We start from the raw sequence: 12,168 nt of genomic DNA, 5'->3' as shown, positions 1-12,168 counted from the left end.
TATACGACTGAGCTTCGATCACGTTGTTATTTACGCGCCTTCTACCGCTTTAGTCGTGGTTTTTTCGATACGTTTTTCAGGATTAGCATTCAGTACAATACGCTGAACGAAAATACCTGGCAGATGCACTTCATCTGGATCAAATGTGCCGGTTTCGACGATTTCTTCTACTTCGACGATGGTGACTTTGCCAGCCATCGCACAGTCTGGGTTGAAGTTGCGAGCAGTTTTATTAAATATCAAATTACCGGCTTTATCAGCTTTTTGCGCTTTTATGAGTGCGACATCAGCGCGTAAGGTATGCTCGAGCACGTAAGTGCGACCATCAAAATCGCGCGTCTCTTTGCCTTCAGCAACTAGTGTGCCTACGCCAGTTGCAGTATAAAACGCAGGAATACCAGCACCACCTGAACGCAGCTTTTCAGCCAATGTGCCTTGCGGCGTCAGCTCAACTTCTAACTCGCCTGCCAAATACTGACGCTCAAACTCTTTGTTTTCACCCACATATGATGAGATCATTTTTTTGATTTGACGCGTTTGTAGCAGCAGACCAAGACCGAAGTCATCGACACCAGCGTTATTACTGATACAGGTCAGTTCTTTAACTTTGCTATCACGTAATGCTTCGATTAATGCCTCTGGAATACCGCACAGACCAAAACCGCCGATAGCAAGCGTTTGTCCGTCACTGACGACATCTTTTAGCGCCTCTTCAGCACTGCTATATACTTTTGATTGACTCATGCTAGTCTCCTATAATTATCGTTTATATTTTTAATTCTTGCACAAACTAATGCTGAATTAAGTGTTTCAATTATCCATTTGAGTGATGCTCTTGGCAAAAACCAACAGCGAAAATGAATCATGCTTGTTTTTCTTTTGAGCGTTATAACGTTATACAGTCGATTCCATTTAAAAATAGTATAAGCGAGGTTAACGCCGTAGTACTTTTATAATGGAATGACTATACCACTAGCCAAAACACACCCATAATGATGGCTCCAGATACGGCAAGTACGATCAGGCAATAGCCCATAATGGCTCGCGCATCCAGACCTGCAATACCGAGTAGCGGTAAGGCCCAAAAAGGTTGAATCATATTGGTCCATGCATCACCCCATGCTACTGCCATTGCTGTAACGGCTGGACTCACACCCAGCTCAATACCGGCAGGTATCATGACAGGTCCCTGTACCGCAAACTGCCCACCACCCGATGGTACAAAGACGTTGACCAATCCAGCACTCAAAAATGCAAAAATTGGAAAGCTGTCTGCAGAGGCGGAGTTGACAAAAAACTGGGTCACTTGGGTACTAATAGAGATGCCATCAGCGTTTGCGCCAGTCATAATGCCCATGATACCGCCATAAAACGGGAACAATAACACAATACCGGTGATACCACCTATCCCTGAATTGACGGCACGATAATACCGCTCTAGTGTCCCATGCGACAGCAGACCTATGAACAAGAATAGACCGATGACAATGTTTAATCCTAGATTAAAACCATTGGTACCAAACTCGCTAATGTAATACATCAATGCCAAGGCTAGCAATACCACCGCGATAATACGGCTATCATCTAGCTTTTGCGCAGGCGTGTCTCTTTGCGGCGCGACATACACTTCTTCCTTGATGAGCTTAGGATCAATAACCGTAGGATTCTTTGGATGCATAAAGCGGTTTAGAATTGGCAGAATAACGATAAGCAGACCCACGATCAGCAAGTTATAGCCAGCAAAAACAGTCTCCGATAATGGTACTGCCTCCGTCATAGTATTGCCTGACAATGTCAGCAAAGTATCACCACCAGAGCTAAGCGTTAGAGGTATCGACCCTGAAAAACCCCCATGCCAAATCACAAATCCTGAGTAGGCAGCAGCGACGAGCAAAGGATAGTCCACGTTGGCGACTTTTTTTGCTAGTGCTTTGGCAAAAATAGCACCAATAATCAGACCAAATCCCCAGTTTATCCATGAACCCACCAATCCGACCAAGGTCGATACCATAATGGCAGTCGTAGGAGAATGGACTCTACTGGCTAGATTATCCAATAAACGCTGAATGAATGGCGCACTGGCAAACGCATAACCTGTCACTAGAATAAGTGCCATTTGCATCGCAAAGCTATGCAGTGACCAAAGCCCATTACCCCAGTGTCCTGCCATCGCGATCATGTCTTGACCAGTAATCGCAAGACCGACAGCAAAGGCAATGAGTGTCAACACAATAGAGAAGACAAATGGAGATGGCAGGTAGCGATTGACTAACTGCACGCTCATATTGGTAATGGCACTAAACATATTCACATTCCTTGTAAATTTGATGTTTGGTTCTGAGGATGACTACTGCTTATTTTTAACGCTTACTTTGCGTCACTATCAGACTCAAGCTCACTTACTGCGCTCTGCATCTGATAAGTAGCAAACATTATATATTATCGTATTTTTTATAATAATACATTCTATATCGCTATATCATGCATGAAACAGTTGTGCTAACTTAACATATTATTTTCGTAGCGACTAGAAAAGAACACCAAAAGCACGCGAGTCAATGCAATGCGCTATATAGATCGACAGAATAGCTGTTATTAATTAAGTGATAATCTGGATTTATGTTTGATAAAACAGACGAAATAGGCTTATTTTGATTAATTTTATTGACCTATAACGATAAGAACGGCATACTCGCTGCCTTATTTTTTTGCCAATTTTGCCAAGGAGGGCCAGTCATGTTTAGTACGCTTGCTATTGTCATTACCCTATTATTACTCATGTTTTTTGCATATCGCGGTTATTCAGTGCTTATCCTAGCACCGATTATGGCGACACTAGCAGTCTTACTATCAGGTGATTTTTTAAGTACCATCCCCGCTTATACTGATATTTTTATGGGCGCCCTCAGTGGGTTCTTACTCAAATTCTTCCCTATATTTTTGCTGGGTGCATTGTTTGGGCGCTTGATGGCAGACTCTGGCGCAGCAACCGCTATTGCCAATACGGTTGTCGAAAAGCTCGGTGCGAGCAAAGCCATACTTGCTGTTATTTTGGTCTGTGCAATTTTGACTTATGGCGGTGTATCGCTATTCGTTGTAGCTTTTGCTATCTATCCAATCGCCAAAGACCTATTTAAAGCCGCAGACATTCCAAGGCGTTTGATTCCAGCAGCCATCGCTCTAGGGTCATTTACCTTTACGATGACTGCCCTGCCAGGCACACCAGCGATTCAGAATGCTATTCCTATTCCTTACTACAATACCAACGTCTTTGCTGCGCCTATTTTGGGTATCATCGGTGGTACGATTATGTTCATCGGTGGGTGGATGTGGCTACAAACGCGCGCCAAAAAAGCCAATGCAGCAGGCGAAGGTTATGGTCAGCATGATGAAGAGGATGTAGGCGGTATAGGTGCCGCTGAGAAAGAAGCTGAGGTATTAAACACTCATCAAACCTCATTCACTGTTGCTATGATTCCACTCGTATTGGTTATTGGCTTGAACGCTTTATTGACCTATGTGATTTTTCCAACGATAGATTTTGGTAGTCTGCAAACTCAGTTTCCGGACTTAAATGTCGCAGGCTCATTAGGGCTGTGGTCAATTATCATCTCACTAGTTGTGGCTTGTGTGGTGTTAATTCTGCTGCGTATCGGACATTGGAATAATCTACAAAAAACCATCAACCGCGGTACTTATGATTCTATGTTGCCGATTTTTAATACCGCATCAGAAGTCGGTTACGGGGCAGTTATCGCGTCGCTAGCTGGTTTTCTTCTTATCCGTGATAGCATCCTGAACCTAAACCCTAACAACCCTCTGATCTCAGAAGCGGTTGCTATGACCACGCTGGCTGGTATCACAGGATCATCATCTGGCGGTTTGAGTATTGCGCTATCGACGTTGGGCGAAGACTATCTCAGAATGGCTGTTAATGCGGGTATTGACCCTGAACTCATGCACCGTGTCGCCGTCATGGCAGCAGGTGGTCTTGATACACTGCCGCACAGTGGTGCTGTCATTACGCTATTGGCTATCTGTGGTCTCACCCACAAACAGTCTTATCTAAACTTGGCAATGGTCACCATGGTCATTCCATTGGTCGCTGTGGTGGCTGTGATCACGCTAGGTACAATGTTTGGTTCATTCTAAGTTTGGTTTATTCTAGGACAGTCTAGTTGCAAGTTGATATGTGCTCCTAGTGTTCAAGCGCATCGCATCACAAATAAAACCCACTTAGCTCAATGCTTAGTGGGTTTTTTGTAGCAACATACCGTCTATAAACACAGTGAAAATCGACTATCTACAACTCGTAAATAGCTGGTAAATGAGAAGTAATTACTAAGGAATATCACAAATTTGACTGAATTACGGTATCATAGGCGCACTTTTTAAATTTTCCTCATTTTTGGAAGTTTTTAGCATTGATAATATCGCGTCCAATAGCCATAAATAGCTGACGACGTTTGATAACCAACCCGTTTATATAAAAATATAGGTGATGAAAGTGCGTGAGATTCTAGTAACAAGTGCGCTGCCCTACGCCAATGGAGACATCCATTTGGGGCATCTTTTAGAACATATTCAGACTGACATCTGGGTACGTGCGATGAAAGCACAAAGCCATAAAGTCACTTATGTGTGCGCAGACGACGCTCATGGCACTGGCATTATGCTCAAGGCAGAAGCCAATGGCGTCACGCCAGAAGAGCAAATTGCAGCAGTAAAGGCGTCACACGAAGCCGATTTTGCAAAGTTTTTTATTGATTATGACAATTATCACACTACCCATTCAGAAGATAATAAGCATTTCTCTGAGCTGATTTATCGTCGCCTTAATGATGCAGGTCATATTAGTACCAAAGATGTCGAGCAATTGTTTGATCCTGAAAAGCAATTGTTTTTAGCCGATCGTTTTGTCAAAGGTGAATGCCCTGAATGTGGTGCACAGGATCAATATGGCGATAACTGTGAGGTTTGTAGCACAACTTATAATGCTGTAGAGTTAAAAAACCCACGCTCAACTATTTCAGGCGCAACGCCTGTCCTAAGAACCTCTAAACATTATTTCTTTGATCTACCAGAGTTTGAGCAGTTCTTGCAGGACTGGACGCGCAGTGACAATCGTTTGCAAACATCAGTCGCTAACAAACTTCAAGAGTGGTTCGACTCTGGGCTCGCCAGCTGGGATATCTCTCGTGATGCCCCTTACTTTGGCTTCCAAATCCCAGATACGCCAAGCGATGAGCCAGACAAATACTTTTATGTCTGGCTAGATGCGCCCGTCGGTTACATGGCAAGTTTTAAGAACTTATGTGATAAGCGTGCCGGCACCAATGAGGCGCTGGATTTCGATCGTTACTGGGCACAAGAAAACGAGCACAAAACCGAAGTCTATCACTTCATCGGTAAAGACATCGTTTACTTCCATGCTCTATTTTGGCCAGCAATGCTCGCGGGTAGCGAATTGCGCACCCCAACTGGCGTCTTTGCCCATGGTTTCTTGATGGTCAATGGCGCAAAAATGAGTAAGTCACGCGGCACCTTTATCAATGCCCGTACCTACGCTAAGCACTTGCATCCTGAATATCTGCGCTATTACTTCGCCAGTAAATTGACCGATAAAGTAGAAGACATCAACTTTGATTTAGAAGACTTTATGCAAAAGGTCAATTCTGACTTGGTGGGTAAAGTCGTCAATATCGCAAGCCGTAGTGCAGGGTTTTTGGTTAAGAAATACGACGGTATACTGTCAGAAGTTTGCGCCGAGTCAGCGCTGTTAGAAGACATCACCAAAACAGGCGATGAAATTGCGGCGGCTTATGAGAATCGTGAGTTCTCACGTGCCATGCGTCTTATCATGCAATGTGCGGACAAAGCCAACGAATATATCGATGCCAAAAAACCATGGTCACTAGCGAAGTTGAAGGGTACTGAGCAAGAGGTTCAAGACGTCTGCTCGGTTGCTATTAATATCTTCCGTCAATTGATGGTCTATCTTGCCCCAGTCTTGCCTGAGCTGACTAATAATGCCAAAGAGTTTTTGAACATTGATGATTTAAGCTTTGCCAGTCGTAATGAGTGGTTATTAGGTCATAAAATTAATAAGTTCAAACCGTTGATGCAGCGTATCGAAGAAAAAGATATTGAAGCCATGGTAGAAGACTCCAAAGCATCACTGACTCAAACAGACGCACCTGCCGCAACTGAAAGTAGCAAGCCTGCCGCAAACGAAAAAGCGGCTGCGACAGATGCTGATACCGAGCAGACTGACTACATTGGCATCGAAGACTTTGCCAAGGTCGAGATGAAGGTCGCACACGTCTTAGGATGCAACCATGTAGAAGGCGCAGACAAGTTACTACAGTTCACCCTAGATGTTGGTGAGGACAAGCCACGTAACGTTTTTAGCGGTATTCGTAAGTTCTATGAGCCTGAGCAATTGACGGGTAAGAAAGTTATTTGCGTCACCAATCTTGCCCCGCGTAAAATGAAATTTGGTATCTCAGAAGGCATGGTACTCTCTACAGGTAATCCAAAAACTCAGCTAACGGTCGTTACGCTACCTGATAACTGTGTCATTGGTGATGTCCTCGCATAAAACGTTGGCTTCACTAATGATGTAAGTAATCATTAAAGAACGAAAAATAAAGAACGAAAAAACGGTCTATTTAGACCGTTTTTTTATGACTCACTTAAAAAGAATAGAGCTTGCTGTTATCTACTTGAAATCTTATCTACTTAAAATATCGATGATCTGCAACGTGTCATTGATTACGGTCACGATATTATTATCTGGCGTACGGATACGAACGTAACGATCATCATAACGATCTAAAATAACAGAACGATCATAATCTCTTCTATCAATCTTGCCGACTACTCTATAACCGTACTTATCAAGATCACGCTTGAACGAAGCGTTTGGGCTAGCATTACGATAAGCATTGATATTGGGCTGGGCGTTGCCGTTTTGCTTATAATCTTTACTACTATAAACAGATTTGCCTTTGGCATTGCCGTTACCGTGTCCATTACCATTATTGTCTTTTGCCATAGCAGGCAGGCAAACTAATGAAGTGGCCGTAATACCAGCGATAGTTAATAGTTTCAGATTAGCGATATTCATCATATTATCCTTACAATAGTTGTTCGAGACATTGGGTAAATAGCAGAGCGCATCACATATTTATTATTTTAGTATAGTGATTATTTCAATGTTATATGCACTAGCGCATTCGCATTACCGTATGAAGATAAGTTTACATTAATGATGAAGCGGGTACGTGATAGATGGGTTGCTCGAATGTAAGCTTTTTATTGTTATTTTTTTGAGTATAACGTTCACTTGAAAGGCATTACTCTATGATGACCTCTTTAAAATAAACCTCTACACTGCTCGTCAATACCTGTATCTGTCGTACCTATGACGAACGCGCTTTAATTTTTTATTGCGATAACTTACATTGCTGTCATAATATAAACATAATAATCGATGGAACGATTACTGTATTTAATGGTTAGCCTGTTATCTCGTTATCGACATAGCATTGACTCGGCTAATCTGCATTCTCCAATATCCTTTTTCAACAATCAAAAATAGAGCCTGACAGATGGTTTGAGCACTACCACAAGTAGTCGCGACCACTCTGATAGCACTCATTTGACTTTTGTGATTGATATAACCTATGAGTTAATCTAATAATGACTATTGCTTCTACTCTACGCTTGAGCCTATATGGCGTTGCTCTTAGTGCCGTTAGCACACTTAGCCTCATCGGCTGCTCAAACTCCTCTACTGATACTGCAGCGACAACTGAAAATAGTAGCGCTACAGACAAACCCGCCAAATCCATTGCCATTACCCAAATTGTTGAGCACCCCTCATTAGATGATATGCGCCGCGGTATTATTGATGAATTGGCAGATAATGGTTATGTCGAAGGTCAAAACCTAACGGTTAATTTTCAAAGTGCGCAAGGTAATACAGCGACAGCCGGACAGATTGCCAAGCAGTTTGCAGGAGACAATCCGGATGCCATCGTGGCAATCTCTACACCATCAGCTCAGTCGATTGTAGCGGCGACCACCACGATTCCTATTATCTATACCGCGGTATCAGACCCACTAGGTGCCAAGCTCATCACCGAAGATGGCAAGCCTTTTCAAAGCAATTTGACCGGACTATCAAGTCAGCTCCCGCTAGAGCCGCAGTTAGATTTGTTGCAGCAGATAAAGCCTGACCTAAAAACGATAGGCTATGTCTACAGTCCAGGCGAAGCCAATTCAGTATCATTGCGAGAGAGTCTCAAACAAGCCCTGCCAGCACGAGGTCTGTCGTTATTAGATATTCCTGCCAACCGCCCAACCGATATCGGTATGGCAACACGTAGTTTGCAGGGACGTGCAGATATTATTTATACCTCATTTGACAACAACGTTGCATCTGCCTTTGAAGCAATGACACAAGCAGCAAATGAGCTAAAGCTACCGATTATCGCATCTGATGAATTCAGTGTGAAACGCGGCGCCACCGCTGCTCTTGGTGTCAACGATTATGACTTTGGACGTACCACAGGCAAAATGGTATATCGTGTATTAAACGGTGAAGCCGTCAATACTATCGAGCCTGAAGTCATGAACGATCTAACCTTGTATGTCAGTCCTAAGCACGCTAAAACACAAGGTGCCAACTTGCCAGCAGACTTGCTAAAAAATGCCATCAATGTCGATACTGATACCAAATAAAAAGTATTCAGCTATCCATTAGCACATTCATTATTTATATAGTGTATGGACACACTATTATTTTAGGAGTAAAACCCATGTTGTCTCAAAATCGTTTTGGTCGTTTTAATTTTGGCAAAGCTATCTTATTAGGCGGCGTCTGCACCGCTATCTTGACGGGTTGTAATCAGTCGCCAACAGATGATCCAGATACTATTGATGGTGCAGTGGGCGGTGATACGGTAGCGATGAAGACAGTCGCTATCACTGCTATCGTCGAACACCCAGCGCTTGATGATGTGCGTAAAGGTGTCATTGATGAACTGAACGAAGCAGGATTCAAAGACGGTGAAAATCTAACGGTTAACTTCCAAAGCGCGCAAGGTAATACAGCGACTGCCGGACAGATTGCCAAGCAATTCGTCGCTGACGCACCAGATGTTATCGTTGCTATCGCCACTCCATCTGCACAGTCTGTTGCCGCTTCTACTAGCAGTATTCCATTGGTGTTCTCTGCGGTAACTGACCCAGTAGCGGCCAAGCTCGTACCTACTCTAGATGGTTCTGGTACCAATGTCACAGGCGCATCAGATGCTCTACCATATGAGCCACAAATCGAGCTGATGCGTCAAATCATTCCAGATCTAAAGAACGTTGGTTATGTCTACAGCCCAGGCGAGGTCAACTCGACCATTATCCTAAAGAACCTAAAAGAGAAACTAACGCCACTAGGTATCAATGTACTCGAAGCGCCAGCACAGCGTAGTAATGACATTGCAATGGCAGCCCGTAGTCTCGAAGGCAAGGTCGATATGATCTATACGTCGACTGATAACAACGTGGTATCTGCGTACGAGTCACTCTATCAAATCGCAAGAGAAAGCAAAATCCCGCTTATCGCATCGGATACCAGCTCGGTTGAGCGCGGTGCAGTTGCAGCATTAGGCGTGGACTACTATGAGCTTGGCCGTGAAACGGGCAAAATCGTTGTGCGTATCTTAAACGGTGAAAAAGCAGGCGCTATCCCTGTTTATACCCCGCAAGCGCTTAATCTATATGTCAGCCCAAAACATGCCAAAGAAGAAGGCATTACTTTGTCACAAGCGGTTATCGATAAAGCAAAAGAAGTGGTAGAATAACGCACCTTTATATTTGGCTCAGAGCAGCAGCCGTTATAAGATAGCCGTAACGCTCATTAATTGATCGTCTATCTTATGCTTCGATGTTAAATGTTAGACAAGAAACCCAGCTATGAATCAGTAGGCTGGGCTTCTTGTTTCAGTAACGCCTATTTCAATGAGCTTGTTTCGTATATTGCGGTATTTAGCTTGTGGCTTATCTGGTACTTGTTGCGTAAAATACACTTTACCGCATCGAATATTGCTGTCGCTTGAATCAGAGCTTTAAACCAAGGTAACTTATGATCGTTGTTAATCGTGACCTGTTTTGGTTTACCCTAACCGCAGATTGCTTAATCTGTTAAATTCACCGCTTAGCTGTTTAGCATGTAGAGGGTTTTGGCCATTGCCACTTACCTATCTTGATACCATACGCTAGACACTGGGTTATGACTTACTGATCTCTTATGTCTTTAATTGCTTTTTTTGGTGCGCTTGAAAGTGGTCTGATTTATGGCCTAGTCGCACTCGGTGTGCTGATTTCATTTCGTACGCTCGACTTTCCTGATTTGACCGCTGACGGTAGTTTTCCGTTAGGCGGCGCCGTCGCTGGCATCTCTATCGTCGCTGGTATCAACCCGTGGATCGCCTGTGCTTTTGGTATGTTAGCAGGGTCAGTCGCTGGTATCGTCACCGCATGGCTGCACGTCAAGCTCGGTATCCTGCAACTGCTCGCTAGTATCTTGGTGATGGTCGCTCTATATTCTGTCAACCTACGTATTATGGGTGCGCCAAACCTACCCTTACTTGGTGAAACGACAGTATTTAGTAGCTTAGTCACTGACGGTAATGGTTATTGGATGCGCTGTCTGATTATCGGGGTCGTCGTGGCGATTGCTATGATATTTTTAAACTGGTTTTATAGTACCGAAACTGGTTTATCAATGCGTGCTACGGGCTCAAACTTGAGAATGGCACAAGCACAAGGTATTAATACCTCATGGATGACCATCATCGGTATGGCAATCTCTAACGGTTTGATTGCCTTGGCAGGTGCGCTATTTGTCCAGACCCAAGGCGGCGCTGATATTTCTATCGGTATCGGCACCATCGTCATCGGTCTAGCAGCAGTCATCATTGGTGAGACCATCATTCCTGCCAAGCGTATTTGGTTAATTACCTTTGCGGTTGTGGTCGGTGCAGTATTGTACAAGCTGTTTATTCAGGTCGCACTATCGAGCGATACACTGCGTAGTATCGGCTTTGGTCCGCAAGATTTGAACTTAATTACCGCGTTACTCGTGGTACTGGCTTTGGTCTTACCAAAAGCGAAAACGAAGTTTTTATCACGCAAAGTTCGCGCCTAATGACAGTTTAAGCAAGTACCAACAGCACTTGCTTTGCCCGAAGAGATAATAAGGAATAACGATTATGATGCAAGCCACCGATTTACAGTTGACCTTTAATCCAGGCACACCTATCGAAAACCCTGCCCTACGTGGTATCAGCTTAAACATTGCTGATGGTGAGTTCGTCACTGTTATTGGTACCAATGGTGCAGGTAAATCGACTTTTTTGAACGCAGTAAGCGGTACCACGCGCGTCGATAGTGGTTCAATCTTGCTAAATGGCATTGATGTCACCAAAAAATCCGCCCATCAACGTGCACACTGGGTCGCTCGTGTCTTTCAGGATCCGATGGCAGGTACTTGTGAAGCGCTGACGATCGAAGAAAACATGGCACTGGCCTACAAACGTGGCGGCAAGCGCGGCTTGAAGTTTGCACTAAATCAAAACAACCGTGACTTGTTCCGTGAAAAACTGTCTGTGTTAAAACTGGGACTAGAAAATCGCCTGACAGACCGTATGGGTCTACTCTCTGGTGGTCAACGTCAAGCGGTGAGCCTGCTGATGGCATCGCTACAGCCCTCTAAGATTTTATTGCTCGATGAGCATACTGCTGCCCTTGATCCAAAAACTGCCGCCTTTGTTTTAGAATTGACAGATAAAATTGTCACAGACAATAAGCTCACCACCATGATGGTGACCCACTCTATGCAACAAGCATTGGCACATGGTACGCGCACCGTGATGCTACACCAAGGGCAAGTGGTCTTGGACGTGTCTGGAGACATTCGTAAAGGCATGACCGTACACGATTTGTTAGATATGTTCGAGCAAACACGCGGCGAAAAGGTCGAAGATGACAGCTTGATTTTAAGCTAATACTTTTTAACTTATGAATTTTACGTAGCAGATATAACTGTTTTAGCTACTCCTAAAACCTTCAAGAGAATTGATTTTTCTTGAAGGTTTTTTGTTA

The 12,168-nt window shown here is 43.9% G+C and carries 9 protein-coding genes; 6 read left to right on the top strand and 3 right to left on the bottom strand.

The annotated features are described in order from the left end of the window. Positions 1–30 precede the first annotated feature (30 nt). Entirely contained in the window at positions 31–744 is a 714-nt protein-coding gene (locus NJD71_RS01525; RefSeq protein WP_319050161.1) for a CoA transferase subunit A, read from the bottom strand. 220 nt (positions 745–964) lie between these two features. Continuing rightward, positions 965–2,305 (bottom strand): short-chain fatty acid transporter, encoded by a 1,341-nt coding sequence (locus tag NJD71_RS01520; protein WP_319050160.1) that lies wholly within the window; start codon positions 2,303–2,305, stop codon positions 965–967. 431 nt (positions 2,306–2,736) lie between these two features. Here NJD71_RS01520 and NJD71_RS01515 point away from each other — a divergent pair, with 431 nt between their 5' ends. Continuing rightward, positions 2,737–4,152, top strand: a complete 1,416-nt coding sequence (locus tag NJD71_RS01515) for a GntP family permease (protein WP_319050159.1) — start codon at positions 2,737–2,739, stop codon at positions 4,150–4,152. 349 nt (positions 4,153–4,501) lie between these two features. Continuing rightward, positions 4,502–6,601, top strand: coding sequence for a methionine--tRNA ligase (gene metG / locus NJD71_RS01510; protein ID WP_319050158.1), 2,100 nt, complete (start codon positions 4,502–4,504; stop codon positions 6,599–6,601). A gap of 132 nt (positions 6,602–6,733) precedes the next feature. Here the strand turns inward: metG and NJD71_RS01505 are convergent, their stop codons facing one another. Continuing rightward, a complete protein-coding gene (locus tag NJD71_RS01505) occupies positions 6,734–7,129 on the bottom strand; it encodes a hypothetical protein (protein ID WP_319050157.1) in 396 nt (131 codons plus the stop codon). 575 nt (positions 7,130–7,704) lie between these two features. Here NJD71_RS01505 and NJD71_RS01500 point away from each other — a divergent pair. The 4 genes from NJD71_RS01500 (at position 7,705) to NJD71_RS01485 (ending at position 12,071) form a co-directional block, all read left to right on the top strand. Then, entirely contained in the window at positions 7,705–8,748 is a 1,044-nt protein-coding gene (locus NJD71_RS01500; protein WP_319050156.1) for an ABC transporter substrate-binding protein, read from the top strand. A 77-nt stretch (positions 8,749–8,825) separates the two neighbouring features. Beyond that, positions 8,826–9,866: an ABC transporter substrate-binding protein gene (locus NJD71_RS01495; RefSeq protein ID WP_319050154.1), complete on the top strand. Its 1,041-nt coding sequence runs from the start codon at positions 8,826–8,828 to the stop codon at positions 9,864–9,866. Between the two features lie 446 nt (positions 9,867–10,312). After that, positions 10,313–11,212, top strand: a complete 900-nt coding sequence (locus NJD71_RS01490; RefSeq protein WP_319050153.1) for an ABC transporter permease — start codon at positions 10,313–10,315, stop codon at positions 11,210–11,212. A 64-nt stretch (positions 11,213–11,276) separates the two neighbouring features. Continuing rightward, positions 11,277–12,071, top strand: coding sequence for an ABC transporter ATP-binding protein (locus NJD71_RS01485; protein WP_058024151.1), 795 nt, complete (start codon positions 11,277–11,279; stop codon positions 12,069–12,071). The last annotated feature ends 97 nt before the right edge of the window (positions 12,072–12,168 follow it).

It is taken from the genome of Psychrobacter sp. PP-21 (assembly GCF_033790785.1).
Lineage (GTDB): Bacteria > Pseudomonadota > Gammaproteobacteria > Pseudomonadales > Moraxellaceae > Psychrobacter.
The sequence above is the reverse complement of the archived record's forward strand: the minus strand, read 5'-3'. Positions and strand labels throughout refer to the sequence as shown.

Coding starts and splice junctions, on each gene's coding strand:
- NJD71_RS01520 (WP_319050160.1), bottom strand. CDS start 2,305: ATGTTTAGTGCCATTACCAATATGAGCGTGCAGTTAGTCAATCGCTAC.
- NJD71_RS01515 (WP_319050159.1), top strand. CDS start 2,737: ATGTTTAGTACGCTTGCTATTGTCATTACCCTATTATTACTCATGTTT.
- NJD71_RS01485 (WP_058024151.1), top strand. CDS start 11,277: ATGATGCAAGCCACCGATTTACAGTTGACCTTTAATCCAGGCACACCT.
- NJD71_RS01500 (WP_319050156.1), top strand. CDS start 7,705: ATGACTATTGCTTCTACTCTACGCTTGAGCCTATATGGCGTTGCTCTT.
- NJD71_RS01525 (WP_319050161.1), bottom strand. CDS start 744: ATGAGTCAATCAAAAGTATATAGCAGTGCTGAAGAGGCGCTAAAAGAT.
- metG (WP_319050158.1), top strand. CDS start 4,502: ATGAAAGTGCGTGAGATTCTAGTAACAAGTGCGCTGCCCTACGCCAAT.
- NJD71_RS01490 (WP_319050153.1), top strand. CDS start 10,313: ATGTCTTTAATTGCTTTTTTTGGTGCGCTTGAAAGTGGTCTGATTTAT.
- NJD71_RS01505 (WP_319050157.1), bottom strand. CDS start 7,129: ATGAATATCGCTAATCTGAAACTATTAACTATCGCTGGTATTACGGCC.
- NJD71_RS01495 (WP_319050154.1), top strand. CDS start 8,826: ATGTTGTCTCAAAATCGTTTTGGTCGTTTTAATTTTGGCAAAGCTATC.